Source organism: Pseudomonas sp. GW821-FHT09A09 (genome assembly GCF_059418405.1).
The window spans coordinates 1-25,932 of the sequence record NZ_JBWKPU010000040.1 but is presented as its reverse complement, the minus strand read 5'-3'; the positions used below and the strand labels follow the sequence as shown (position 1 = coordinate 25,932).

At 63.2% G+C, this 25,932-nt stretch carries 26 protein-coding genes; 20 read left to right on the top strand and 6 right to left on the bottom strand.

Annotation, left to right across the window (positions count from 1 at the left end; all coding sequences use genetic code 11):
• The first annotated feature begins 173 nt into the window (after positions 1-173).
• The 14 genes from AC07OV_RS26210 (at position 174) to madM (ending at position 15,271) form a co-directional block, all read left to right on the top strand.
• Entirely contained in the window at positions 174-5,993 is a 5,820-nt protein-coding gene (locus AC07OV_RS26210; RefSeq protein ID WP_495093270.1) for an Hpt domain-containing protein, read from the top strand.
• A complete protein-coding gene (locus tag AC07OV_RS26205; protein WP_495093269.1) occupies positions 5,986-6,441 on the top strand; it encodes a chemotaxis protein CheW in 456 nt (151 codons plus the stop codon). The genes AC07OV_RS26210 and AC07OV_RS26205 overlap by 8 nt, the downstream gene beginning before the upstream one ends.
• A gap of 253 nt (positions 6,442-6,694) precedes the next feature.
• On the top strand, positions 6,695-7,078 hold the full coding sequence (locus AC07OV_RS26200; RefSeq protein ID WP_176996754.1) for a polymorphic toxin type 44 domain-containing protein: 384 nt from the start codon (positions 6,695-6,697) through the stop codon (positions 7,076-7,078).
• Complete coding sequence (locus AC07OV_RS26195) at positions 7,056-7,475, top strand: hypothetical protein (RefSeq protein ID WP_495093279.1); 420 nt, start codon at positions 7,056-7,058, stop codon at positions 7,473-7,475. The genes AC07OV_RS26200 and AC07OV_RS26195 overlap by 23 nt, the downstream gene beginning before the upstream one ends.
• A gap of 141 nt (positions 7,476-7,616) precedes the next feature.
• Positions 7,617-7,850: a DUF6124 family protein gene (locus tag AC07OV_RS26190; RefSeq protein ID WP_495093268.1), complete on the top strand. Its 234-nt coding sequence runs from the start codon at positions 7,617-7,619 to the stop codon at positions 7,848-7,850.
• Positions 7,851-8,150: 300 nt separating this feature from the next.
• The gene (mdcA, locus tag AC07OV_RS26185; RefSeq protein WP_495093267.1) at positions 8,151-9,821 is read left to right on the top strand and encodes a malonate decarboxylase subunit alpha; all 1,671 of its coding nucleotides are present in this window, start codon (positions 8,151-8,153) and stop codon (positions 9,819-9,821) included.
• Complete coding sequence (locus tag AC07OV_RS26180) at positions 9,822-10,655, top strand: triphosphoribosyl-dephospho-CoA synthase (RefSeq protein WP_495093266.1); 834 nt, start codon at positions 9,822-9,824, stop codon at positions 10,653-10,655. It begins immediately after the preceding gene.
• Positions 10,655-10,954: a malonate decarboxylase subunit delta gene (locus tag AC07OV_RS26175; protein WP_494996215.1), complete on the top strand. Its 300-nt coding sequence runs from the start codon at positions 10,655-10,657 to the stop codon at positions 10,952-10,954. Before AC07OV_RS26180 ends, AC07OV_RS26175 begins: the two co-directional genes overlap by 1 nt.
• Positions 10,947-11,789 carry a biotin-independent malonate decarboxylase subunit beta gene (locus AC07OV_RS26170; protein ID WP_494996214.1) on the top strand — a complete coding sequence of 281 codons (843 nt, stop codon included), beginning with the start codon at positions 10,947-10,949 and terminating at the stop codon, positions 11,787-11,789. The genes AC07OV_RS26175 and AC07OV_RS26170 overlap by 8 nt, the downstream gene beginning before the upstream one ends.
• A complete protein-coding gene (gene mdcE, locus AC07OV_RS26165) occupies positions 11,786-12,556 on the top strand; it encodes a biotin-independent malonate decarboxylase subunit gamma (protein ID WP_495093265.1) in 771 nt (256 codons plus the stop codon). The genes AC07OV_RS26170 and mdcE overlap by 4 nt, the downstream gene beginning before the upstream one ends.
• On the top strand, positions 12,550-13,137 hold the full coding sequence (locus AC07OV_RS26160) for a malonate decarboxylase holo-ACP synthase (RefSeq protein ID WP_495093264.1): 588 nt from the start codon (positions 12,550-12,552) through the stop codon (positions 13,135-13,137). Before mdcE ends, AC07OV_RS26160 begins: the two co-directional genes overlap by 7 nt.
• The gene (gene mdcH, locus AC07OV_RS26155) at positions 13,134-14,033 is read left to right on the top strand and encodes a malonate decarboxylase subunit epsilon (protein ID WP_495093263.1); all 900 of its coding nucleotides are present in this window, start codon (positions 13,134-13,136) and stop codon (positions 14,031-14,033) included. Before AC07OV_RS26160 ends, mdcH begins: the two co-directional genes overlap by 4 nt.
• Before the next feature lie 67 nt (positions 14,034-14,100).
• Positions 14,101-14,505 (top strand): malonate transporter subunit MadL, encoded by a 405-nt coding sequence (gene madL, locus AC07OV_RS26150; protein ID WP_429474993.1) that lies wholly within the window; start codon positions 14,101-14,103, stop codon positions 14,503-14,505.
• A 1-nt stretch (position 14,506) separates the two neighbouring features.
• The gene (gene madM / locus AC07OV_RS26145) at positions 14,507-15,271 is read left to right on the top strand and encodes a malonate transporter subunit MadM (protein WP_176996745.1); all 765 of its coding nucleotides are present in this window, start codon (positions 14,507-14,509) and stop codon (positions 15,269-15,271) included.
• 154 nt (positions 15,272-15,425) lie between these two features.
• Here the strand turns inward: madM and AC07OV_RS26140 are convergent, their stop codons facing one another.
• From AC07OV_RS26140 to AC07OV_RS26130, 3 genes are read right to left on the bottom strand one after another with little or no spacing between them, the layout of a single operon-like run.
• Positions 15,426-16,340 (bottom strand): LysR family transcriptional regulator, encoded by a 915-nt coding sequence (locus tag AC07OV_RS26140; RefSeq protein WP_176996744.1) that lies wholly within the window; start codon positions 16,338-16,340, stop codon positions 15,426-15,428.
• A 37-nt stretch (positions 16,341-16,377) separates the two neighbouring features.
• Entirely contained in the window at positions 16,378-16,920 is a 543-nt protein-coding gene (locus AC07OV_RS26135) for a chromate transporter (protein WP_178920062.1), read from the bottom strand.
• Positions 16,920-17,486, bottom strand: a complete 567-nt coding sequence (locus tag AC07OV_RS26130) for a chromate transporter (RefSeq protein ID WP_494996210.1) — start codon at positions 17,484-17,486, stop codon at positions 16,920-16,922. Before AC07OV_RS26130 ends, AC07OV_RS26135 begins: the two co-directional genes overlap by 1 nt.
• 242 nt (positions 17,487-17,728) lie before the next feature.
• Between AC07OV_RS26130 and trhA the strand changes: the two genes are divergently transcribed.
• On the top strand, positions 17,729-18,346 hold the full coding sequence (gene trhA, locus AC07OV_RS26125) for a PAQR family membrane homeostasis protein TrhA (RefSeq protein ID WP_178920063.1): 618 nt from the start codon (positions 17,729-17,731) through the stop codon (positions 18,344-18,346).
• Between the two features lie 88 nt (positions 18,347-18,434).
• Here the strand turns inward: trhA and AC07OV_RS26120 are convergent, their stop codons facing one another.
• On the bottom strand, positions 18,435-19,343 hold the full coding sequence (locus AC07OV_RS26120; RefSeq protein WP_495093262.1) for a LysR family transcriptional regulator: 909 nt from the start codon (positions 19,341-19,343) through the stop codon (positions 18,435-18,437).
• Positions 19,344-19,451: 108 nt separating this feature from the next.
• Between AC07OV_RS26120 and AC07OV_RS26115 the strand changes: the two genes are divergently transcribed.
• The 3 genes from AC07OV_RS26115 to AC07OV_RS26105 are packed head-to-tail and all read left to right on the top strand — an operon-like array spanning position 19,452 to position 21,971.
• The gene (locus AC07OV_RS26115) at positions 19,452-20,684 is read left to right on the top strand and encodes a D-amino acid dehydrogenase (protein WP_495093261.1); all 1,233 of its coding nucleotides are present in this window, start codon (positions 19,452-19,454) and stop codon (positions 20,682-20,684) included.
• 9 nt (positions 20,685-20,693) lie between these two features.
• Positions 20,694-21,044 carry a RidA family protein gene (locus tag AC07OV_RS26110; protein WP_495093260.1) on the top strand — a complete coding sequence of 117 codons (351 nt, stop codon included), beginning with the start codon at positions 20,694-20,696 and terminating at the stop codon, positions 21,042-21,044.
• A gap of 24 nt (positions 21,045-21,068) precedes the next feature.
• Positions 21,069-21,971: a transporter substrate-binding domain-containing protein gene (locus AC07OV_RS26105; RefSeq protein WP_495093259.1), complete on the top strand. Its 903-nt coding sequence runs from the start codon at positions 21,069-21,071 to the stop codon at positions 21,969-21,971.
• Between the two features lie 142 nt (positions 21,972-22,113).
• On the opposite strand, the gene AC07OV_RS26100 is transcribed toward AC07OV_RS26105, so the two are convergent.
• Together AC07OV_RS26100 and AC07OV_RS26095 are read right to left on the bottom strand one after the other, a co-directional pair.
• Complete coding sequence (locus AC07OV_RS26100) at positions 22,114-22,833, bottom strand: 16S rRNA (uracil(1498)-N(3))-methyltransferase (protein WP_176996736.1); 720 nt, start codon at positions 22,831-22,833, stop codon at positions 22,114-22,116.
• A gap of 123 nt (positions 22,834-22,956) precedes the next feature.
• Positions 22,957-24,363: an adenosylmethionine--8-amino-7-oxononanoate transaminase gene (locus tag AC07OV_RS26095; RefSeq protein WP_494996205.1), complete on the bottom strand. Its 1,407-nt coding sequence runs from the start codon at positions 24,361-24,363 to the stop codon at positions 22,957-22,959.
• A 272-nt stretch (positions 24,364-24,635) separates the two neighbouring features.
• Between AC07OV_RS26095 and AC07OV_RS26090 the strand changes: the two genes are divergently transcribed.
• Together AC07OV_RS26090 and AC07OV_RS26085 are read left to right on the top strand one after the other, a co-directional pair.
• The gene (locus AC07OV_RS26090) at positions 24,636-25,187 is read left to right on the top strand and encodes a cytochrome b (RefSeq protein ID WP_176996734.1); all 552 of its coding nucleotides are present in this window, start codon (positions 24,636-24,638) and stop codon (positions 25,185-25,187) included.
• 32 nt (positions 25,188-25,219) lie between these two features.
• Complete coding sequence (locus tag AC07OV_RS26085) at positions 25,220-25,798, top strand: YceI family protein (RefSeq protein WP_176996733.1); 579 nt, start codon at positions 25,220-25,222, stop codon at positions 25,796-25,798.
• The last annotated feature ends 134 nt before the right edge of the window (positions 25,799-25,932 follow it).

Below are 25,932 nucleotides of genomic sequence, written 5' to 3'. Positions count from 1 at the left end.
AGAACACCACTGTCCAATTGTGGGAGCTGGCTTGCCTGCGATAGCGATCTATCAACTGGCCCATGTATAGCTGACCCACCGCTATCGCAGGCAAGCCAGCTCCCACAGTTGATCTCCACCCGTCTGGAGATCCTAGCAACACCAGCAACCCACGAATTCTAAGCGGAGCAGTTATGGTTGATCGGCACGACTACGTGGCCCTCGAATGGGTCAAGGGCGACATTGCCGAAACCCTGAAACAGGCGCGTTCGGCGCTGGATGCCTTCGTCGAGACCGCTGACGCCGACGCCATCGGCGAGTGCCTGGCCGGCATCCATCAGGTGCATGGCGCGCTGCAGATGGTCGAGTTCTACGGCGCGGCCCTGCTGGCCGAAGAGCTTGAAGAACTCGCCCTGGCACTCCAGGCCGGGCACGTCAGCCAGCGCGACGAAAGCATCCGCCTGCTGCAACAGGCCCTCAACCAGCTGCCGCTGTACCTGGACCGCGTGCACAGCGCCCGCCGCGACTTGCCGCTGGTGGTCTTGCCACTGCTCAACGACCTGCGCAGTGCGCGCGGCGAAAGCCTGTTGTCGGAGACCAGCCTGTTCAGCCCGCAGCTGCTGTCGATTGCGCCGCTGCCCGACGAAGCCCTGGCCCAGCGTGCGTTGCCCGACCTGCACGAACAACTGCGTCAGTGGCACCAACTCTTGCAACAAGCCCTCGCCGGCCTGCTGCGCGAAGACCACGGCCCCAGCAACCTGGAAGACATGGCGCGGGTCTTTGCGCGCCTCGAAGCGCTGTGCCAAGGCGCGCCGCTGCTGCCGTTGTGGCAAGTCACCTCGGCGCTGGTCGAAGGCATGCTCACCGGCGTGATCGCCAACAGCCCGGCCCTGCGCAGCCTGCTCAAGGCCAGCGACAAGCAACTCAAGCGCCTGTTGGCCCAAGGCATCGGCGGCATCAACCAACCAGCGCCGGATGAACTGCTCAAAAGCCTGTTGTTCTACGTCGCCAAAGTGACCCGACCGACGCCGCGCATGCAAAGCCTGAAAGAACGCTACGGCCTGGACGAAGCCTTGCCCGACAGTGCCGTGGTCGATGCCGAGCGTGCGCGCCTGGCCGGGCCGGACCGCAATGCCATGGGCTCGGTGCTTGGCGCGTTGTGCGAAGAACTGGTGCGGGTCAAGGAGCGTCTCGACCTGTTCGTGCGCAGCGATCGCCAGCACACCAGCGACCTTGAGGCCTTGCTCGCGCCGCTGCGGCAGATCGCCGACACCCTGGCGGTGCTGGGCTTCGGCCAGCCGCGCAAAGTGATCATCGACCAGTTGGCCGTGGTACTGAGCCTGGTCCAGGGCCAACGCGAACCCAACGACGCCGTGTTGATGGACGTTGCGGGCGCCTTGCTTTATGTCGAAGCCACGCTGGCGGGCATGGTCGGCACCGTCGAACCGGAAAGCCGCGAAGAAAGCCGCCTGCCCACCACCGACCTGACTCAGATCCACCAGTTGGTGATCCGCGAATCCTGCCAGTGCCTCAAGCAAGCCAAGGAACTGGTGATCGACTGCATCGAGGCCCATTGGGACCGCCAGCGCCTGGAGTCTCTGCCGGAGTTGCTGAGCCAGGTGCGCGGCGCCCTGGCGATGATTCCCCTGCCACGCGCAGCGAGCCTGATGCGCGGCTGCACCGATTACGTCGATGAGCAGCTGATGAGCGGCGACACGACGCCGTCCGAGGTGCAACTGGGGCATTTTGCCGATGTGATCAGCAGCCTGGAGTACTACCTGGAACGCATGCTCCAGGACCCGGATGCCGCAGGCGAGCGGGTGCTGGAATTGGCCACCGAAGGCCTTGCGGCACTCGGTTACCTGCCGGCTGAAAAACCGTGGCGCCAGGCGCTGGTTGCGCCGGAGGGTGCGCTGACCACCGAAGCCACCCCGAGCCAGTCCCAGTTCGATGCGCTGGCCAGCCCGACGTCGCGCCTGAACCCGCCGGCCCTGCAACGCCCGGGCAGCCTGTTGCCACCCCCGGACGATGAAGAACCCATCGACGACGAACTGCGCGAAGTCTTCCTTGAAGAAACCGACGAAGTCCTCGAGGTGCTGCACCGCTACCTGCCCAACAGTGCCGACAAAACCGCCCAGGGCGAAATGCGCCGCGCCTTCCACACCTTGAAAGGCAGCGGCCGCATGGTGCGCGCCCTGGTGCTGGCCGAGCTGGCCTGGGCCGTGGAGAACCTGCTCAACCGCGTGCTGGAACGCAGCGTGGCTTTGGGCCCCGAAGTACAAGAAGTGTTGGATGAAACGGTGGCCTTGCTGCCGGAGCTGATCGCCGATTTCGCCACCGACGATCAACACCAGCGCGATGAAGTCGACGCCCTGGCCGCCCGCGCCCACGCCTTGGCCAGCGGCACGCCCGAGCCAGCGGCTGAAGCCCATGACCCGATGTTGCTGGAGATCTTCCGCAACGAAGCCCAGAGCCATCTGGACAGCCTCAACCACTTCCTGCAACAGGCCGCTGAACATGTGCCGCTGCAAGTCAGCGATGAACTGCAACGCGCCCTGCACACCCTCAAGGGCAGTGCCTATATGGCCGGCGTGTTGCCTATCGCCGAACTGGCCCGCCCGCTCGACCACCTGACCCGCGAGTACAAGGCTCACCGCCTGCCGCTGGACCTGGACGAAGTGGAGTTGCTGCTGGAGGCCGAAGGCCTGTTCCAGCGTGGGGTGCGCCAGCTGGACCGCGACCCGCTGGCGCCGATCAAGGGCGCCGAAGACTTGATCAGTCGCACCCAAAGCCTGCTCGACAGCCAACTGACCGCGCTGCTCGACGCCCCGCACACGGGCCTGCGCATCAAGCGCGACCCGCAGTTGATCGCCAACTTCCTGGCCCAGGGCATGGACATCCTGCTCGACGCCGAAAACCTGCTGCGCCGCTGGCAACAGCACCCGGGCGAGCGTCAGGAACTGACGGCGCTGCTGGATGAGCTGACCACCCTGGGGGAGGGCGCGCACATCGCCGACCTGCATGCCATCGACGCCCTGTGCGAAGCGCTGCTCGACCTGTACGGCGCGGTGGAAGAGAGCAGCCTGGCGGTGAGCGAGCGGTTTTTCCATGAGGCCGAACAGGCCCATGAAGCCCTGATCAACATGCTCGACCAACTGGCGGCCGGCCAGGAAATCAGCCCGGCCCCTGCTCGGGTCGAGGCGCTGCGTGAGCTGCTGGATGAGGCGTTGGATCCATCTGCCACTGGCCTGATCAAAAGCGATGGCAGCCGAGCGCTGAGCATTGCCGAGCTGGGTGCCGCGACCCAGCAGTTGGAGCATGAAACGGCCATGGACGACGAGATCGTCGAGATCTTCCTCGAAGAGGCCGTGGACATCCTCGACAGTGCCGGGCAGTCGCTCAAGCGTTGGCTCCTGGAGCCTGAAAACGCCGCGCCGTTGTCGTCGTTGCAACGCGACCTGCACACCCTCAAGGGCGGCGCGCGCATGGCCGAAATCGGCCCGATCGGCGACCTGGCCCATGAGCTGGAATGCCTGTACGAAGGCCTGGTAGACCGTCGCTACAGCTACAGCGCCGAGCTGTCCCAGGTGCTGATGGCCAGCCATGAACACCTGGCCTTGCAGCTGGAAGAGCTGCAAGGCCAGCAACCCTTGAGCGACAGCCGTGAGCTGGTCGACAAGCTGCGCGCCGTGCGCCAGGGCAACCCACCGACGGCACCCGCGGTGGTGGCGCCAGCGTCGGGAGCCGACCCTGAGTTGCTGGATATCTTCCTCGAAGAAGCCGCCGACATTCTCGACAGCTCCAGCAGCGCCTTGGTGCGCTGGCAAGCCGAGCCTGGCAACCGCCAGGAAGTGGAAACCCTGCTGCGCGACCTGCACACCCTCAAGGGCGGTGCGCGCATGGTCGAGATTGTGCCGATTGGCGATCTGGCCCACGAGTTGGAGACGCTGTACGAAGGGCTTTCGGCGGGGTTGTTGGTGCCGTCGGCAGAACTGTTTGCGCTGCTGCAAGGCTGCCATGACCGCCTGGCCCAGATGATCGACGCGGTGGCCGATGGCTTGCCGGTGGGCTCGGTGGACAAGCTGATCCAGCGTATCAAAAGCCTGGTACACCCCAGCGATGAGCCGGTAGTACCGGTAGCATTGCCGACTGGCAAGGCCGAGGCGGCGGTCGACCCGACGGCCGACATGGTGAAGATCTCCGCCGAGCTGCTGGACGACTTGGTCAACCTGGCCGGTGAAACCTCGATCTTCCGTGGCCGCATCGAGCAACAAGTCAACGACGCGCGCATCGCCCTGACCGAAGTGGAAACGACGATTGAGCGCATGCGCGACCAACTGCGCCGGCTCGACACCGAGACCCAGGGCCGCATCCTCAGCCGCCAGCAGGCCGAGGCCGAACGTCTGGGTTATGAAGAATTCGATCCGCTGGAAATGGACCGTCATTCCCAGTTGCAGCAACTGTCGCGCGCGTTGTCCGAATCTGCCTCCGACCTGCTCGACCTCAAGGACACGCTCGACCGTCGCAATCAGGACGCCCATGACCTGTTGCAGCAACAGGCACGCATCAACACCGAGTTGCAGGAAGGCCTGATGCGCACGCGCATGGTGCCGTTCGAACGCATGCTGCCGCGCCTCAAGCGCATCGTGCGGCAAGTGGCGGGCGAGTTGGGCAAGGACGTGGAATTTGTGGTCGGCAACGCCGAGGGCGAGATGGACCGCAATGTGCTCGAACGCATGGCGGCGCCCCTGGAACACATGTTGCGCAATGCGGTGGACCATGGCCTGGAATCCCGCGATGCGCGGCTGCTGGCCGGCAAGCCGGAGAAGGGCCGTATCACCCTGGACCTGACTCACGAAGGCGGCGATATCGTTTTCGATATGCGCGACGACGGCGCCGGCGTACCGCTGGAGGCCGTGCGGCGCAAGGCGATCAAGCGCGGCTTGCTCGACCCGAATCAAGAGATCAGCGACCGCGACGTGTTGCAGTTCATCCTGCAGCCGGGTTTTTCCACGGCCGAAAAAATCACGCAGATCTCCGGGCGTGGCGTGGGCATGGACGTGGTGCATGAAGAGGTGCGCCAGTTGGGCGGCTCGATGTTCATTGAATCGACGCCTGGGGTGGGCGTGCACTTTCGTATTCGCTTGCCGTTTACCGTGTCGGTCAACCGGGCGTTGATGGTGCAGTGCGCGGACGACCAATACGCAATCCCGCTCAACACCATCGAAGGCCTGGTGAGCGTGCTGCCCCATGAGCTGGCGGGGCATTATCAGCAGGATCCGCCGCGTTATGAATACGCCGGCCAGCGCTACGAACTGTTCTACCTTGGCGACCTGTTGCACACCATCAGCCGTCCGAAACTGCTGGGCCAGTACCAGCCCGTGCCGGTGCTGCTGGTGCAGTGCAACGAGCGGCGCGTGGCGGTGCAAGTGGACGCCATGGCGGGTACGCGGGAGATCGTGGTCAAGGGGCTGGGGCCGCAGTTTGCGGGGGTGCAGGGCTTGTCCGGCGCGACCATCCTGGGCGACGGCCGTGTGGTGCTGATCATCGACTTGCTCGCGCACATCCGCGCTCGGCAGCCGGTCTTGCCGGCCCAGACATTCGACGCGCCGCTGGTCCTCAATGACCCGCTGAAAAAGCGCCCATTGCTGGTGCTGGTGGTGGACGACTCGGTCACCGTGCGCAAAGTCACCAGCCGCCTGCTGGAACGCAACGGCATGAACGTGCTCACCGCCAAGGACGGCATCGACGCCATCGCGGTGCTGGAAGAACACACGCCGGACCTGATGCTGCTGGACATCGAAATGCCGCGCATGGACGGCTTCGAAGTGGCCACCCAAGTGCGCAACGATCCTCGGCTGATGCGCCTGCCGATCATCATGATCACCTCCCGCACCGGCCAGAAACACCGCGACCGCGCCATGGCCATTGGCGTGAATGACTACCTCGGCAAGCCGTACCAAGAGTCGGTGCTGCTCGAAAGCATCGCCTACTGGAGCAAGTCCCATGCTTGACCACCGCACCAGCCAACTCACCGGCCTGCTGCTGCCCCTGGCCGACCGCCACCTGGTGTTGCCCAACGTCGCGGTTGCCGAGCTGATCGACTTCCAGCGCGGCGAACCCGCCAGCGACGCGCCGCCGTGGTACCTGCGGCAAGTGACGTGGCGCGATCAGCAACTGCCGCTGATCAGCTTTGAAGCCGCGTGCGGCGAAGCCATCGTCGCCGGCGAACGCTCACGCATCGTGGTGCTCAACGCCCTGGGCGGGCGGCCGACGTTGAAGTTCATTGCGCTGGTAATCCAGGGGATCCCCCGCTCGTACAAGCTCGACAGTCAACTCAGCTACGTGGACGTGCCGCTGTGCCCGCTGGAACTGGCGGCAGTGCAGGTGGGTGAGCATGTGGCGAAGGTGCCGGATTTGTTGGGGCTTGAAGCCCTGTTGATAGAGTCCGGCCTGGCCTGAACCTACGCCCTCTGAAGATCCAATGTGGGAGCTGGCTTGCCTGCGATAGCGGCTTGTCAGTCACTGCATCAACAGCTGGCCTACCGCAATCGCCGGCAAGCCGGCTCCTACAAATTGCTGTGCGACCTCCACCCCTCGGTGTAGGGCCCGGACTGAAAGTGGGTCTGAAATCTCTTTAAGTCTCTCGCGGGGATTTTTGCCGATTGTTGAGTGCTAGCGTTTCTTGCTCAACCCCATCAGCAAGGACTCGCAAATGGCCGTTCCACCCGCGCCCCCAGGCGTTTCGCTGCAAGACAATATCGCTATCGCCAACAACCGCAGGCTGCACTTGAAGCCAGGTTCGGCGTTCATGTATTCGTGGTTCTACTCACAGGTCCGAGGGCGTGGCCCTTGGGATTACAAACAGAAAAGCCTGAAGTATGAGGCGTTCGGAAACTTCAATTATGGTGCCACAGGTACGGTGCTGGGCATTCCCGAGCATGTCCTGTTGCGGGCAGCAGGTGCCGCTCAAACATTCGCAGAAACCACCAAGCCGGAATATGGGTCATGGTGGGGAGGAGAACCTTTTGGCGATGATCCTCGCGATCAATATTGGATAAGGAGGGGGATTGAGTATGCAATTTCTCAGGGCTACTAAAGGCCTCTTGCCGATCCTGCGCAACTGCCTGCTGGTAGCCTGCCTGATGTATATCGGGGGCAATTGGATCATGTCATCCGGCACGCCGGATTTGGACGAAGTGGTTTTGAAACACTCTTTGGGCAACGGCAACTCAATTTATGGAGCGCGTGACGGACAAGGCGGCGCGACAGTGGGATTTTCCTACAGGTACTACGTTTATAAGGACTTAGGCAGTGACCGGGAGATACTGACAGCGCTGATGTCGGCACACCCCTTTTTGAAAACCAAAGAGCCTGGTGTCCAAGTGACTCGGGTGGATGGCGTCATCCACCTCATTGTTCGTGGTGAGGTTTATGAGTACCGCAGCTATCCGCTCGAAGGTTTGGGGGGGGTGAGCATAGACATGAAGTTGTAGACCGGCGGGCTTCGGATTTTTCCTGCAGGATTTTGGGCTGTACATGAACTTGTCGCGTGCAGCCAGCGCGCCTAGTCTTCGTCCGGTCATCGCAAAAAAACGGTGACACGGACGTGCAAGTCCGACGAAATCTGTTTAAGCATGTCGAACCCTTCATCCAACCTCTTCAGCGTAAATCCGCACGAAAACACCGAAACCCTGCTGGTCAACGCCAGCGAAACCCTTTCGTCCCTCAGCGCATTGACCTGCAATCTCGCCTTCGACCTGGACACCTCCCAGCGCGCAATCCTGCTCGGCATCCAGCAAATGGCGGAGCTGGGGCAGTTGCTGATTGATAGGGCGTTGGAGCAAGTCAGCCCGGCGACAGCTGCTTAAAACGGTCCCAAGCAGGGACTGATCGTTCCCTTTTGGGGACCGCTATTTAACAAGCGCCACTGAACAAATGTGGGAGCTGGCTTGCCTGCGATGGCGGACTGTCAGTTGACCTATCTACAGCTGACCCACCGCTACCGCAGGCAAGCCAGCTCCCACAGTTTTAATATTCGTACGGGCGAAGTTCGTGGCTGTTGAGGTTTTGTTACTCCAGCCGTAACGATCCACCGCCGGGCTTGATTGATCCCCCCCCCGATTCACTCCTAAGGTACAGCCCACGACAGCAAACCCCGTGGAGCGACCATGACAACAACCATCACCCCCGACTCGCGCTGGACGCGGCGGCGCGACGAGAAGCAGCGGCGGCTCGGGCTGGTCAAACAGTACGCAGACGGGGCCGTGTTGCCCAGCGACAAGATCGTCGAGGCTCTGGAAGCCCTGATCCTCCCCGGCGACCGTGTGGTGCTGGAAGGCAACAACCAGAAACAAGCCGACTTCCTCTCCCGCTCCCTGGCCAAGGCCGATCCCTCCAAGCTCCACGAATTGCACATGATCATGCCCAGTGTCGGCCGTTCCGAGCACCTGGACCTGTTTGAAAAAGGCATCGCCCGCAAGCTCGATTTCTCCTTCGCCGGTACCCAGTCCCTGCGCATCAGCCAGTTGCTCGAAGACGGCCTGCTGGAAATCGGCGCGATCCACACCTACATCGAACTCTACGCACGGCTGGTGGTGGACCTGATCCCCAACGTCGTGCTGTCTGCCGGTTTCATGGCCGACCGCGCCGGCAACATCTACACCGGCGCCAGCACCGAAGACACCCCCGCGTTGATCGAGCCCGCGGCCTTCAGTGATGGCATCGTGATCGTGCAGGTCAACCAGTTGGTGGACGACGTCACCGATTTGCCCCGCGTCGACATCCCGGCCAGTTGGGTGGACTTCGTAGTGGTGGCTGACAAGCCGTTCTACATCGAGCCGCTGTTCACCCGCGACCCGCGCCACATCAAGCCGGTGCACGTGCTGATGGCGATGATGGCGATCCGTGGCATCTACGAAAAACACAATGTGCAGTCCCTCAACCACGGCATCGGTTTCAACACCGCCGCCATTGAATTGATCCTGCCCACCTACGGCGAATCCCTGGGTCTCAAGGGCAAGATCTGCCGCAACTGGACTCTCAACCCGCACCCCACGCTGATTCCCGCCATCGAAAGCGGCTGGGTGGAAAGCGTGCATTGCTTTGGTACCGAGCTGGGCATGGAGAACTACATCGCCGCACGGCCGGATGTGTTCTTCACCGGCCGCGATGGCTCGATGCGTTCCAACCGAATGTTCTGCCAACTGGCTGGCCAATACGCGGTGGACCTGTTTATCGGCGCCACCCTGCAAGTCGACGGCGACGGCCATTCCTCCACCGTGACCCGTGGCCGGCTCGCCGGTTTCGGCGGTGCGCCGAACATGGGCCACGACCCACGTGGTCGTCGTCATGGCACCCCGGCGTGGCTGGACATGCGCCACGACGACGCGCCCGAAGCCCTGTTGGAGCGCGGCAAAAAGCTCGTCGTGCAAATGGTCGAGACCTTCCAGGAAGGCGGCAAACCCACCTTCGTCGACACCCTCGACGCGGTGGAAGTCGCGCGCAAAAGCGGCATGCCCCTGGCGCCGATCATGATCTACGGCGACGACGTCACCCACCTGCTCACCGAAGAAGGCATCGCCTACCTGTACAAGGCGCGCTCCCTGGAGGAGCGCCAGGCGATGATCGCCGCCGTCGCCGGCGTCACCGCCATCGGCCTGCGCCACAACCCCAAGGACACCGCACGCATGCGCCGCGAAGGCCTGATCGCCTTGCCCGAAGACTTGGGCATCCGCCGCACCGACGCCACCCGCGAGCTGTTGGCCGCCAAGAGCGTGGCCGACCTGGTGGACTGGTCCGGTGGCCTGTACAACCCGCCCGCCAAGTTCAGGAGCTGGTAAATGCGCGCCCTCAAACTGCATGAATTGACCCTTGCTGATCGCCTGGCGGACATGGCGGTCGACGCCTTGATTGATGAGGCGGACCTGTCGCCCAAGCCGGCCTTGGTGGACCGTCGCGGCAACGGCGCCCACAGCGATTTGCACCTGGGCCTGATGCACGCCTCAGCGCTCTCGCTGTGGCCGATGTTCAAGGAAATGGCCGAAGCGGCCATCGAATTCGGCGAAGTCGGTTTGCCCCTGCGTGAAGCCTTGGGGCGGATCGGCCGCGAAGGCGAGCAAGCCATGCTCGCCACCACTCACGGCGTGAATACCCATCGCGGCGCGATCTGGGCCCTCGGTTTGCTCACCGCTGCGGCAGCGCTGGCGCCCCGTGCCGTCACGCTGACCGCCGCCCGGCTGGCCCTGCTCAACGACCGCTATGCCCCACAACCGATGAGCCACGGTGCCCAGGTCGCGCAACGCTACGGCGCACGCGGCGCCCGTGAAGAAGCGCAACTGGGCTTCCCTTCGGTGATGCAGCGCGGCCTGCCGCAACTGCGCAAAAGTCGTCTGCAAGAGGCCGGCGAGCAGAACGCCCGGCTCGATGCCTTGCTCGCGATCATGACCGAGCTGGCCGACACCTGCGTGCTCTACCGCGCAGGCCCTGAAGGCATCAGCGCCATGCAACACGGCGCCCAGGCCGTGCTGGATGCGGGCGGCAGCGCGACCCTGGCCGGTCGCCGCCACCTGCATGCGCTGGACCAACACCTGCTGGCCCTGAATGCCTCCCCGGGCGGCGCCGCCGATCTGTTGGCCGCCTGCCTGTTTATCGACCGCCTCGACGGAGCGTTGTGATGGAAACCTTATCCTTTGAATTCCCCGCCGGGCAGCCGCCCAAAGGCCGTGCGCTGGTGGGGTGTGTCGGCTCCGGCGACCTGGAAGTGCTGCTGGAACCGGGCACGTCGGGCACCCTGACCATCCAGGTGCAGACCTCGGTCAACGGCGCCGAGCAGCGCTGGCAACACCTGTTCGAACGCATTTTCCAGGAACAGACGCCACCCGCCTTGAAGATCGATATCCACGACTTCGGCGCGACACCCGGCGTGGTGCGCCTGCGCCTGGAGCAAGGGCTTGAGGAGGTCGGCCATGACTGACTTACTCGCCAAACACAGCTTCGTCGAACTGGGTGCCCGCCAGCGTGCCAAGGCCTTGCTGGACGCTGGCACTTACCGCGAACTGATCGACCCGTTCCAGCGCGTCATGTCGCCATGGCTCAGCCGCCAGGGCGTGGTGCCGCAAGCCGATGACGGCGTGGTGATCGCCAAGGGCAGCGTCGCCGGCAAACCGGTGGTGATCGCGGCCATCGAAGGTAACTTCCAGGGCGGCAGCCTCGGCGAAGTCGGCGGTGCAAAAATCGCCGGGGCGCTTGAGCTGGCGGCCGAAGACAACCGCCAGGGCATTCCCACGCGTGCCGTGCTGTTGCTGGAAACCGGTGGCGTGCGCCTGCAGGAAGCCAACCTGGGGTTGGCGGCGATTGCCGACATCCACGCGGCGATTGTCGACCTGCGCCAGTACCAGCCGGTGATCGGTGTGGTGGCGGGCAGCGTCGGTTGCTTTGGCGGCATGTCCATTGCGGCCGGGCTGTGCAGTTACCTGGTGGTCACCCGCGAAGCACGGGTGGGCCTGAACGGCCCGCAGGTGATTGAGCAGGAAGCCGGCCTGGACGAATACGACTCCCGCGACCGGCCATTCATCTGGAGCCTTACCGGTGGCGAACAACGCTTCAACAGCGGGTTGGCCGACCGTTACGTGGCCGATGATGTGGCCGAGATTCAGCAGACCGTCAACGCCTTGCTGGAGCAGGGCCTGCCCGCTCAACCACGCAGTCGCCAGGCCGAGCACTACCTGGCGCGCCTGGCCGAACTGGACGCCACGCCACAAATCGACGCGGCGACGGTGCGTGCGCTGTATCAAGGAGATCGCTCATGAGAGGTTTGCAGTGGTTCAACGCGTTAAGCGTGGGGGCAACGCCTGTCGAGGGTTTGCCGGCTTCGCTGACAGTGGCTGACGGCCTGTTGGGCGGACAACCTGTGCGCTTTATCGCCGTGGTCACCGACCCGCACAACCGCTTTCCCCGCGCACGCAACGGCGAGGTCGGTTTGCTCGAAGGCTGGGGCCTGGCCAAGGCGGTGGATGAAGCCATCGCCCGTGGCGACAAGCGCCCGCTGATCGCCATCGTCGACGTGCCGAGCCAGGCCTACGGCCGTCGCGAAGAAGCCCTCGGTATCCACCAGGCCCTGGCCGCCGCCGCTGACAGCTATGCCCGCGCACGGCTGGCCGGGCACCCGGTGATTGCGCTGCTGGTGGGCAAGGCGATGTCGGGCGCGTTCCTCGCCCACGGCTACCAGGCCAACCGCCTGATCGCCCTGCGCGACCCGGGCGTGATGGTGCACGCCATGGGCAAGGCCTCGGCGGCGCGGGTCACTCTGCGCAGTATCGAAGAGCTGGAAGCGTTGGCCGCCAGCGTGCCGCCCATGGCGTATGACATCGACAGCTATGCCAGCCTGGGTTTGCTGTGGGAAACCTTGTCGGTTGAGCAGATTGAACAGCCGACGCCACAGGATGTGGCGCGGGTGGGCGATTGCCTGGTGAATGCAATCAAGGACATCGACAGCACCGATTTGAGCAACCGCCTGGGTGCTCCCCATCGCGCCGCCTCCAGCCACGTGCGCCACCTGCTGCGGGAGCAATGGTGAACGCGCACGACTTGCTCTGGGGCATGACCCCGGCGCACCTGCCCGCTGACGCCCCGGCGTGGGCGGCGCAGGCGGTGGGCACGGTGGTGGTGCGCCGCGCCACCGTTGCCGCAGGTTATGTCCCGGTGGGCGTGCGCGGCGGGTCGCGTGAGCAACGGTTTGCGGCATTGATGCCGCTGGCCGCCGTGCAACGGCGCGTAGCACCGGAAGCATTGCGTGACGTTGTCTCTCGACGGGACTTGCCCGCATTGCAGGCTCTGGATCAATTGCGGCCGGTGCTGGCGACCTTGAATTGGGGGGTCACCGGCAGCGCCGGATTTGAGTTGGCCACGGGTATTGAAGCGCTGCATGCCCAGAGCGACCTGGATCTGATGCTGCGCACGCCCCAGCCGCTGGACCGCAGCGAGGCGCGCGACCTGCTGGCAACCTTGGACCAGGCGGTGTGCGCCGTGGACTTGCAATTGCAAACGCCCTTCGGCGCAGTGGCCTTGCGCGAATGGGCCGGCTCCTCACGGCGGGTGCTGTTGAAAACCGCCAGTGGCGCCCATCTGGTGCTCGACCCTTGGCAGGCCGTGGCATGAGCAGTCTTCTGGTGTTCCCCGGGCAAGGCGCCCAGCGGCCGGGCATGCTCCAGGCGCTGCCCGCCGATGTGCTGGATGAAGCCAGCCAGGCGTTGGGTGAGGACGTTCGCACCCTGGATTCAGCGCACGCCTTGGCCGATACCCGCGCCGTCCAGCTGTGCCTGCTGATCGCCGGCGTGGCCCACGCCCGGCTGTTGCAACACACCCCGGATTACGTCGCGGGCCTCTCCATCGGGGCGTACCCGGCCGCCGTGATCGCCGGTGCCCTGGAGTTTGCCGACGCGGTGAAACTGGTCAGCCTGCGCGGCGAGCTGATGCAAAACGCTTATCCACACGGCTACGGGATGACGGCCATCATCGGCCCGCCGTTATCCACCGTCGAAGCGCTACTGGCTGAAATGAATAGCCCCGAAACCCCGGTGTACCTGGCCAACATCAACGCCGACAACCAGACCGTGATCGCCGGCAGCGACGCCGCCATGGCGCGTGTGGCCCAACGTATCAAAGGCAGCGGCGTGGCCAAGCGCCTGGCCGTGAGTGTGCCGTCGCACTGTGCATTGCTGGAGCAACCGGCCCAGGTGCTGGCCCAGGCGTTTGTTGCGCTCAAGCCGCCGCGCATCACCTACCTGAGCAGCACCCGTGCGCGACCTGTGCACAACCCCGAACAACTGCGCGACGACCTGGCGTTCAACATGTGCCGCGTCGTCGACTGGCGCGGCACGGTGCAAAGCGCCTACGAGCGTGGCGTGCGCCTGCAAATCGAGCTGCCCCCCGGCGCCGTGCTCACCGGTTTGTCACGCCGCGTGTTCGAGCAAGGCACGGTGATCGCCTGCGAGGGCGCACGCCTGGACACCTTGCAGGCCCTGCTGCAAGAGGAGGAGCGCCGCCACCGATAAAGCACCACCCAAGGCTTTCGAAGCACAACAACAACAATTTCGATCGAGCACTTTGAGGACAACAACGATGATTATCTACGGTGTGGCATTGCTGGCGATCTGCACGCTGGCGGGCGTGATCATGGGCGACATGCTCGGCGTGTTGCTGGGCGTCAAATCCAACGTGGGCGGGGTAGGCATCGCAATGATTCTGCTGATCTGCGCCCGTTTGTGGATGCAAAAACGCGGCGGCATGACCAAGGACTGCGAGATGGGCGTGGGCTTCTGGGGCGCCATGTACATCCCGGTGGTGGTGGCGATGGCGGCGCAACAAAACGTGGTCACGGCCTTGCACGGCGGTCCTGTCGCGGTCCTGGCGGCGATTGGTTCCGTGGTGGTCTGCGGTTGCACCATCGCGCTCATCAGCCGCACCCATAAGGGCGAACCCTTGCCCGCCGAAGAGCCGCTGATCGCTGCTGCGGGAGGTCGCTGATATGTGGGATCTCATCGAAAAAGGGTTGGAGCATAACGGCCTGATCACCGCCTTTGCCTTCGTCGGCGTGGTGATGTGGATTTCCGTGGTGCTGTCCAAGCGCCTCACGTTTGGGCGCATTCATGGTTCGGCAATTGCCATCGTCATCGGCCTGGTTCTGGCGTGGGTCGGTGGCACGGTCACCGGCGGGCAAAAGGGCCTGGCCGACATGGCGCTGTTCTCCGGCATTGGCTTGATGGGCGGTGCGATGCTGCGTGACTTCGCCATCGTTGCCACGGCGTTTGAAGTGCAAGCCACCGAGGCGCGCAAGGCCGGGTTGATTGGTGTGATTGCGCTGCTGTTGGGCACGGTGTTGCCGTTCATTGTGGGCGCCAGCATGGCGTGGGCATTTGGTTATCGTGATGCGATCAGCATGACCACCATCGGTGCTGGCGCGGTGACGTACATCGTCGGTCCGGTGACCGGGGCGGCCATTGGCGCGACCTCGGATGTGATGGCGCTGTCGATTGCCACAGGCTTGATCAAGGCGATTTTGGTGATGGTCGGCACACCGGTGGCGGCACGTTGGATGGGCCTGGACAACCCGCGCTCGGCCATGGTGTTTGGTGGGTTGGCTGGCACCGTCAGCGGTGTGACAGCGGGGCTGGCGGCGACGGATCGGCGGTTGGTGCCCTACGGCGCGCTGACGGCGACGTTCCATACCGGGCTTGGGTGTTTGCTCGGGCCTTCGGTGTTGTATTTCATCGTACGCGGCCTCGTCGGCTAACCCCCGGCCCGGCGTTGTCTGGCCTGGCGTCTTCGCGGGCAAGCCCGCTCCCACATTTTGATTTGTGAATACAGTTAAATGTGGGAGCTGGCTTGCCTGCCATGGCGATTTTGAGGACGACATCGCCGGCAAGCCGAGCTCCTACAAGGGATGGTCAAGATTGGCGATTGGCGTACATCCGACACTCTGCCAACAACGCCAACAGGTTTGGGTCCCTTTCCTTGGCTTTGAGGAACACCACCCCAATCTGCTGCTGCAACCGGTACCGGGGTTGCAGCGGGATCAGCTTCACCCGGTTCTCATACACCGCTGCAATCCGCCCGGGTAGCAGCGCATAACCCACGCCCGAGCTGACCATGCTCAGCAGGGTGAAGATGTCATTGACCTGCATCGCCACCTTCGGCTCGAACCCCGCCTGCTGGAACACGCGGTTGCCATCTTGGTGGGTGGCGAAGCCTTGGGTGAGGGTGATGAAGGTGGCGTCGCGTACATCCGCCAGGTCGATCTGCTGTTCGCGGTCGAAGGGTGAGTCGGCCGGGGTAGCCAGGAAGATGTCATCGGAAAACAGCGCGATCTGCTCGCAATCGGGGTCGTTGGCATGCTCATCCAGGGAGATGAGGATGGCGTCCACTTCCATGTTCTTGAGCTTGTAGAGCAGGTCGAAGTTGGAGCCCAGGATCAGGTCGATGTTGAGTTCGCTGCGGCGGATCTTCAGGCCCATGATCAATTGCGGCACGGTCTTCACCGTGAGCGAATACAGTGAACCCAGCTTGAAGCGCTCCGCCGAATAGCCCGCCGCTTCACGGGTGAGGCGCACGCTGTCGACCACGTCGGCCACCAGTTTCTGTGCGCGCTCCTCCAACACGTAGGCACTTTCCAGCGGCGTGAGGTTGCGCCCTTCGTGCTTGAACAACGGGCAGCGCAGGGCGTTTTCCAGGGAGTGGATGGCGCGGTGCACGCTGACGTTGCTGGTTTGCAGCTCGGCGGCGGCGCGGGCCAGGTTGCCGGTGCGCATGAACGCCAGGAAGATTTCCAGCTTCTTGAGGGTGAACTCTTCGTCGATCAGCATGGCGGTCACTCTTGTTCGAATGCCGTCGATTGTGCCCCTAAAACCAGTTCACTCCCAGCCATGCACTGCCCAGGCCCAGCAGTACGCCGACGATGATCAGCCAGATCGCGTTGAGCCGCGTGTAATAGACCACGGCAGCGCTGGCCAGGGTCAGGACCAGGCTGGTGGTGTTGTTTTCCAGGCTGTTCATCAGGATGTAGGTGGAGGCGAGGATCAGGCCGATGGAGATCGGCAACAGGCTGCGCTTGACCCGTTGCACCCAGGGCGTCTGGGTGTGTTTTTCCAGCCAGCCGGCGCCGACGTAGGCCAATACCGAGCAGGGCACGAGCTTGGCCAGCAAGGCCACCAGCGCCCCCGGCAGCCCTGCCGCCTGTTGGCCGATGAACACCAGGAACATGCCGTTGGGCCCCGGCAGCGCCTGTGACAGGGCGAAGAACGCGACGAATTGCGCGTCGGTGATCCAGTGCATGTCCACCACGGTGTAACGGTGGATGTCGCCAATGGCCACGGTATTGCCGCCAATCGCCATCAGCGACCACAGCGCGCATTGGATCATCAGGTGCAGGAGGACGGTCTGCATCAGCCGGCCACCTTTTTCGTGTCGATGAAACTCAAGGCCAGGGAGCTGGGGATGCTGATCAGCAGCACCATCCACAGTGGCAGCACCAGCACCGCCATCAACACGAAGGTCAGCACAAAGGCGCTGTAATTGGCCAGGTTGCGGGGCATGGCCTTGAGCAAGCGCAGTGTTGTACCCAGCATCAGCCCGGTGGCAATCGGCATCACCGCGCCGAAAATTTGCTGCACCACCTCATGGCTCCACCACTTGGCATAAGCGAAACCGGCCAACACGGTGATCAGCGAGGGGAACAGGTACAGCCCGCAGACGGTCACAACCGCACCCGGCAAGCCGTGCAGGCGACGGCCGAAGATGATGCCGACGTTGGCAATATTGGGGCCGGGGAAGAATTGGCCGGTGGTGAGCAGTTCGTTGAAACCCTGCTCGCTGACCCAGCGCCTGCGGTCGACCATCATCTGCCGTGCCCAGGGCATCACGCCGCCAAAGCCGAACAGGCCGACCATGGCGAAGTTGTAAAAAAGCTGCCATAGGCTGGGGGGCGGCGCGTCGGGTTCAAGCTCGGGCATGGATAACACCACTCTAAAGGGCGGAAACACCCCCTGTAGGAGCCGGCTTGCCGGCGATGGCGGCAGTCAGGCCACCACCACGCTCAAGGGCCTCATCGCCGGCAAGCCGGCTCCTACAAGGATTGTGCGAATCATCCGATGGGCAGTGGTCGTTGGGCAAATGAAGAAAGGGTGTTACCTGAAAGTGAGTGTCTGGCGTCAGAATGCTCAGGGTGATAACGGTTATTCGAGGTGAGTGACACATGTATCACGGGGAACGATTCAACGCCTGGAGCCATTTGCTTGGGGCAGTCGCAGCCTTTGCCGGCGCAGTGTGGATGCTGGTGGTGGCGAGCCTGGATGGCAGCCCCTGGAAGATCGTCAGCGTGGCGATCTATGGCTTTACGCTGCTGGTGCTGTACAGCGCGTCCACCGTGTACCACAGCGTGCGCGGGCGACGGAAAGAGATCATGCAGAAGGTCGATCACTTTTCGATTTACCTGCTGATCGCCGGCAGTTACACGCCGTTTTGCCTGGTGACCCTGCGTGGCCCATGGGGCTGGACGCTGTTCGGCATTGTCTGGGGGCTGGCGGTGATTGGCATCCTGCAGGAGATCAAGCCGCGCTCTGAAGCACGGGTGCTGTCCATCGTGATCTACGCGGTGATGGGCTGGATCGTGCTGGTGGCGGTCAAGCCGCTGATCGCCGCGCTGGGCACGGCGGGGTTTACCTGGCTGGCGGCCGGTGGGGTGCTGTACACCGTGGGCATCATCTTCTTTGCCCTGGAAGATCGCCTGCGGCACTCCCACGGCATCTGGCACCTGTTTGTCATTGGCGGCAGCCTGCTGCACTTTGTGGCGATCATGCATTACGTGCTGTAACGAACACCTGTAGGAGCCGGCTTGCCGGCGATGAGGCCCTTGAGAGGTGCAGTGATCTCGAGGCCGCCATCGCCGGCAAGCCGGGCTCCTACAGGGATAGGCGTTTCAGCAGTTCCTGGGCGCGGTGGCCGAAGATCTGCAGCAGCTTGGCCAACATATGCGGCGGCGGTTCGTCGGCGCGGGTCAGGGCGTACAGGGTGATCGGCAGCGGCGGGGTGAGTGTGCGGATGCAGGTGGTGGCCGTGGAGGCACCGAGCGCCGTGAAGGGGTCGATGACAGTGAGCCCGGCGCCGGACTCGACCATGGCGCGTGCCAGGGAATAGGTTTGCACCGAGATCGTCACCCGAGGCGCGGGGTCGACGTTTTCCAGGTAGCTGTCGAGCTTGGCGGCCAGGGGATCGGCGCTGGAAAGGCCAATCAACGGCGCACCGGCCAGATCCGCCAAGGGCAACGGTGTGCTCGATTCTGCGTCAGACCAATAGCCTTTCGACGCCAACGCCACCAGCACACCGTTGGCCAACACCTGCGTGGTCAGCCCCGGATGCCCGGAGAAATTGAGGGTCAGTGCCAGGTCGATCTCGCGCATCAACAGCTTCTGCACCAGCTCACGGCTGTGGTCGCTGGACAGCTCGCAGGCGATGTCCGGGTAGTCGCGTTTCCATTCCAGGATCGCCGGTGGCAGCAGCGACAAGGCCAGTGCCGGGATTGCGCCAATGCGCACGCTGTGCCCGGGTTCGCGCCGCAAACTCTTGGCCAGGCGCCGCACACCTTGGAGGCTCTCGGTGACTTTCTCCACTTCGCTTTCCAGCGCCAGGGCTTCCGGGGTGGGCTGCAATTTGCCGCGCACCCGCAGGAACAGGGGGAAGCCCAGCTGCAGTTCGGCGTGTTGCAACACCTTGGTCACCGCCGGCTGCGACACGTGCAGCAACTGCGCGGCGGCACTGACGGAGCCGGTTTGGCGAATGGCCTGGAAGATTTCGATATGACGCAAGCGCATGGCAAGTCCATAACCTTTGTTTATAGGTGACCCATCTTTATTCATTGTCGATGGCCTGTCACCTACCCCTACGCTTGAGGCCTCTTCAATCAATGGCTGGGGGCTGGGATGGCCAAGCAGGTTTGCATCATCGGCGGTGGGGTTATCGGCCTGGCCAGCGCCTATGCGTTGGTTCGCGCCGGTCACGAGGTCACGCTGATCGAAGCCCGCGACACGCTGGGCAGCGAAACCAGTTTCGCCAACGGCGGGCAGTTGTCGTACCGCTATGTCGCGCCGCTGGCGGATGTCGGCGTGCCATTGCAAGCCATCGGCTGGCTGCTGCGCGGGGACTCGCCGCTCAAGCTGCGCCCGCGCCTGGACCCGCAGCAATGGCGTTGGATGGCTGCGTTTCTCGGCGCCTGCCGTGGCTCGGTCAACACACGCAATGCCGCGCATCTGTTGCGCTTGGCGTCCTTGAGCCAGGCCACGTTGCAGCAATGGCGCGAAGACGATCATCTGGACGGCTTCCACTGGCGCCGCAACGGCAAGCTGGTGACCTTCCGCAACGCCAGCAGCTTCGAGCATGCCCGCAGCAAAGTCACCGATATCCTGCAGCAGCAGGTGTTGTCGGCTGATGACTGCGCGCGGCTGGAACCGGCGCTGGCGGACGGTGGTTTTGTCGGCGGGATCTATACGCCAAATGAAGAAGTGGCCGATTGTCATGCCTTCTGCCAACGCTTGGCGGCGCGGCTTGAAGCGTCCGGGCGCTGCCGTTTCCTGCTGGGGCGCAAGGTCACTGGCCTGCGCCATGCTCACGGCGCCGTACAGGCGGTCGAGATGGGCGACGAGGTGATGCCGGTGCAGAACCTGGTGCTGGCGGCGGGGTATCGCAGCGCGGAGTTGGGTGTTTCGCTGCCGTTGTATCCGCTCAAGGGTTACAGCCTCAGCGTGCCGATTGGTGCACAGCATCAGGCGCCGAACGTGAGCATCACCGATTACGACCGCAAGATCGTCTACGCCCGTATCGGCGAGCAACTGCGGGTGGCGGCCATGGTAGATATCGTCGGCTTCGACGTGCGTCTGGAGCCCAAGCGGTTGGCATTGATGAAACGCCAGGCGCTGGAGACTTTTCCTAATGCCGGTGACTACGCCCACGCGGTGGAATGGGCCGGCATGCGCCCGGCCACGCCGACCGGCGTGCCGCTGATCGGCGCCAGTGTCTACCGCAACTTGTGGCTCAACCTGGGCCACGGCGCGCTTGGTTTTACCTTGGCCAGCGGCAGCGGCCAATTGTTGGCCGAACTGATCGACCAGCGCACGCCTTCCATTGACCTGCAGGGCCTCGCGCCCCGCGCCGCTTGAGGTGTACCCATGAGCATCAACCGCATCAGCAGCAACGACCGGCTTTCTGGCGCAGTGACCTTCAAGGACCTGGTGTTTCTCTCGGGCCAGGTGCCTGGCGATGGTCAGGACGTGGCGACCCAGACCCGAGAAGTGCTGGCCAAGATCGACGGGCTGCTGGCCCAGGCCGGCAGCGACAAGGATCACCTGCTCAACGCGACGATTTACCTGAAGGACATCGGCAGCGGTTTCGCGCCGATGAACGAAGTGTGGTCCGCCTGGTTGTCGCCGGGCTGCGCGCCGACGCGCACGACCCTGCAAGCGGAGCTGGCGCGGCCGACAGTGCTGGTGGAAATCAGCGTGATCGCGGTACGTAAATAACGACAAAACCAACGGAGCATAACAATGAAAAAAATCCTGTTGACCGGCTGCACCCTGGGGCTCTTGTTCGGCGCACAGGCACAGGCCAATCAAGCGCCTTTGGAAGGCACGCTGGGCAAGATCGCCAGTGCCCAATCCATCACCTTGGGTTATCGCGATGCCTCGGTGCCGTTTTCCTACGTGGGTGATCACAGCGGCAAGCCGATGGGCTATTCAGTGGACCTGGCGAACAAGATTGTCGAGCGCGTCCAGCAGAAAACCGGGGTGACCAACCTCGCGGTGAAATACAACCTGGTGACCTCCCAAACGCGTATCCCGCTGGTGCAGAACGGCACCGTCGACCTGGAATGCGGCTCCACCGGAGTGACGGCCGAGCGGCAGAAACAGGTGGCGTTTTCCTACGGGTTTATCTACGTGAAAGGCCAGTTGCTGACGGCCAAGGACAGCGGCATCCAGGGCTTTGCAGACCTGACGGGCAAGAACGTGGTGACCACGGCGGGCACCACCAATGAGCGCTTCCTCAAAAGCTACAACGCCGAGCACAAGGCCAATATGTTTGTGATCAGCGCCAAGGACCACGGTGAAGCGTTCAAGATGCTTGAGACCGGCCGTGCGGCCGCGTTCTACATGGACGATGCCTTGCTCTACGGCGAGCGCGCCAAGGCCAGGGACCCGCACAACTGGGTGGTGGTGGGTAAAGAACAGTCGCGGGAAATCTACAGCTGCATGGTGCGCAAGGACGACCCGCAGTTCCTGGCGGTGGTCAACGATACGCTGGGCGACCTGTACCGTTCGGGGGCGATCAACGGGATTTACCAGCGCTGGTTTGAACAGCCGATTCCGCCCAAGGGGCTGAACCTGGAGTTCCCGATGACCAGCGAGTTGAAGGCGATCATTGCCACGCCGGTGAGTGACCCGGTGGAATAGTTGCCTGGTAACCCAATCAACACTGTGGGAGCTGGCTTGCCTGCGATAGCGGTGGGTCAGGCGCCAGTGGGGTTGGCTGGAAGACCGCCATCGCAGGCAAGCCAGCTCCCACAGGGGGGATTGGGTTTGCAAAGGAAGGGCGTTAGAAATCGCCCCACAGTTGTTGGGCCACCGACAGCGCCACCACCGGCGCGGTCTCGGTGCGCAGCACACGCGGGCCGAGGCGGGCGGCGTGGTAGCCGGCCGCTTGGGCGCTCTGGACTTCGTTATCGGTCAAACCGCCTTCAGGCCCGATCAGGAAAGCCAGGCTGGCTGGCTTGGCATGGCTGACCATCGGCTCGGCCACCGGGTGCAGCACCAGCTTCAAATCGGCCTCGGTCTGCTTCAGCCAGTCCGCCAGCAACAGTGGCGGGTGAATCACCGGCACGGTTGAACGCCCACACTGCTCGCATGCGCTGATTGCCACTTGGCGCCAGTGCAGCAGGCGTTTGTCGGCGCGTTCGTCCTTGAGGCGTACTTCGCAGCGGTCGCTGAAAATCGGCGTGATTTCATTCACACCCAATTCGGTGGCTTTCTGAATCGCCCAATCCATACGCTCGCCCCGGGACAGGCCCTGGCCGAGGTGGATGTGCAAGGGCGACTCGGCCTGGCCGTTGAAGCGTTCTGTGAGCTGCACGGTGACGCGCTTCTTGCCGACTTCCAGCAGGCTGCCCAGGAACTCCTGGCCGGAACCGTCGAACAATTGCACGGCGTCGCCTTCGCCCATGCGCAGCACGCGGCTAATGTAGTGCGCCTGGGCTTCGGGCAGTTCATGCTCGCCAAGGCTCAGCGGGGTGTCGGTGAAAAAGCGGGACAGTCTCATTTCTGTTCTCTGGAAATAGGGTTTTTCTGTAGGAGCCGGCTTGCCGGCGATGAGGGCGCTGGCTATGCGGTGAATGTGAGACCGCCATCGCCGGCAAGCCGGCTCCTACAAGGGTGTGGGTGATCAGCCGGGGTCGCGGAAGCCAGGATGGAAGTTTTCTGGCACGGCAACGCTGACCTTGCTGTTGGTGGCGATGTCGATGCCTTCGCTGGCAACCTCAGCCAAAAAGTCGATCTGCTCGGGCGTGATCACGTAAGGCGGCAGGAAATACACCACGCTGCCCAACGGCCGCAACAGCGCACCGCGCTCCAGGGCGTGCTCGAACACCTTCAGGCCGCGGCGCTCCTGCCACGGGTAGGCGGTCTTGGTGGCTTTGTCCTGGACCATCTCGATGGCGAGTACCATGCCGGTCTGGCGCACTTCCGACACGTGGGGGTGGTCCACTAGATGGGCGGTGGCGGTGGCCATGCGTTGGGCCAGGGCCTTGTTGTTTTCGATGACGTTGTCTTCTTCGAAAATATCCAGGGTCGCCAGGGCCGCCGCGCACGCCAGCGGGTTGCCGGTGTAGCTGTGGGAATGCAGGAAGGCGCGCAGGGTTGGGTAGTCATCGTAGAAGGCGCTGTACACGTCTTCGGTGGTGACCACGGCCGCCAACGGCAGGTAACCACCCGTGAGGGCCTTGGACAGGCACAGGAAGTCCGGGCGGATGCCGGCCTGTTCACAGGCAAACATGCTGCCGGTGCGGCCGAAACCGACGGCGATTTCGTCGTGGATCAGGTGCACACCGTAGCGGTCGCAGGCTTCGCGCAGCAGCTTGAGGTACACCGGGTGGTACATGCGCATGCCGCCGGCGCCCTGGATCAGCGGTTCGATGATCACGGCGGCGACGGTATCGTGATGCTCGGCGAGGGTCTGCTCCATCACCTGAGCCATCGTGCGCGAGTGGTCTTCCCAGCTCACGCCTTCGGGACGCAGGTAGCAATCGGGGCTCGGCACTTTGATCGTGTCGAGCAGCAGCGCCTTGTAGGTCTCGGTAAACAGCGGCACGTCGCCCACTGACATCGCGGCGATGGTTTCGCCGTGGTAGCTGTTGGTCAGGGTGACGAAGCGTTTCTTGTTCGGCAGGCCACGGTTGAGCCAGTAGTGAAAGCTCATTTTCAGCGCGACTTCGATGCACGACGAGCCGTTATCGGCGTAGAAACAGCGCGTCAGGCCTTCGGGCGTCATCTGCACCAGGCGTTCGGACAGCTCGATCACCGGCTGGTGGCTGAAACCGGCGAGGATCACGTGTTCCAGTTGGTCCACCTGGTCCTTGATGCGCTGGTTGATGCGCGGGTTGGCGTGGCCGAATACGTTGACCCACCAGGAGCTGACGGCGTCGAGGTAGCGCTTGCCTTCGAAGTCTTCCAGCCAAACGCCTTCACCCCGTTTGATCGGGATCAGGGGCAGTTGCTGGTGGTCTTTCATCTGGGTGCAGGGATGCCACAGCACGGCGAGGTCGCGTTGCATCCACTGGTTATTCAAGCCCATCCGGGGTCTCCTCGAAGCGGCCCGCGTGGCACGCGGGCGTAACAATCGCGCAAGCCTATGCAATGGATGGCCGTGTCACAACCCATAACCTGCGAATAGGCAGTAAACACAGGACGGTCTGTCACGTTTCTTCTGGATAGTCCTTAATCCGTTGTTAATTTACGCTTCATACCCTCAAGATCGTATTTCTCGATATTTCAAAGCGAAAATTTCCGCTTTAATTCGATAGGTAAATCGCTAGTCTTGGGCGCAGCTCTTACGGGATTAAGTACATGCAGTTACGCAATTCTCCGGCCCGCTACGGTTGGGTCAGCATGGTGTTGCACTGGGGCGTGGCCCTGGTGGTGTTCGGTCTGTTCGCCCTGGGCTTGTGGATGGTCGGTCTGGATTACTACAGCGCCTGGCGTAAAGACGCGCCGGACCTGCACAAGAGCATCGGCATCACGCTGTTTGCCATCATGCTGGTGCGTATCGTCTGGCGTCTGGTCAGCCCGCCACCACCACCGCTTGCCAGCTACAGCCGCTTGACCCGTATCGGTGCCGCATTTGGCCACGCGTTCCTTTATCTCGGGCTGTTTGCCGTGATGATTGCCGGATACCTGATTTCCACCGCAGACGGTGTCGGTATTCCGGTGTTTGGCCTATTTGAGATTCCTGCCGTGGTTTCCGGGCTACCGGACCAGGCAGACAACGCCGGCGTGGTGCATCTGTACCTCGCCTGGGTATTGGTGGTCTTCGCCGGCTTGCACGGCGTGGCGGCCTTGAAACACCACTTTATCGATCGTGATGCGACCCTCACGCGAATGCTGGGGCGCAAAGCCTGATGTTCAACCTCGACTCACAAGGAATAGAACGCATGTTGAAAAAGACCCTCGCTGCTCTGGCAATCGGTACTGCCCTGCTGTCCGCAGGCCAGGTAATGGCTGCTGACTACAAGATCGACAAGGAAGGCCAGCACGCCTTCATCGACTGGAAAATCAGCCACCTGGGCTACAGCTTCATCCACGGTACCTTCAAGGACTGGGATGGCACCTTCAGCTGGGATGCCGCCAAGCCTGAAGCCAGCAAAATCGCTGTCGACGTGAAAACTGCCAGCCTGTGGTCCAACCACGCAGAACGTGACAAGCACGTTGCCAGCAAGGACTTCCTGGACGTTGCCAAGTTTGCCGACGCCAAGTTCGTGTCCACCGCCGTTAAATCCACCGGCGAGAAAACCGCTGACGTGACCGGCGACCTGACGTTCCACGGCGTGACCAAGCCGGTGACCTTCAAGGCAACCTTCAACGGTGAAGGCAAGGACCCATGGGGCGGTGAACGTGCTGGCTTCAACGCCACCACCACGCTGAACCTGAACGACTTCGGCATCAAAGGCCCAGGCCCGTCCTCGCAGACTGTAGACCTGGACATCTCGCTGGAAGGTGTGAAGCAGAAGTAATTTCTGCCCGCACAAAAAAACCGGATCTCGCGATCCGTTTTTTTTATGCCTGAAATGCAATCAATGTGGGAGCTGGGGTGGGGGGGGGGGGGGGGGGGGGGGGGGGGGGGGGGGGGGGGGGGGGGGGGGGGGGG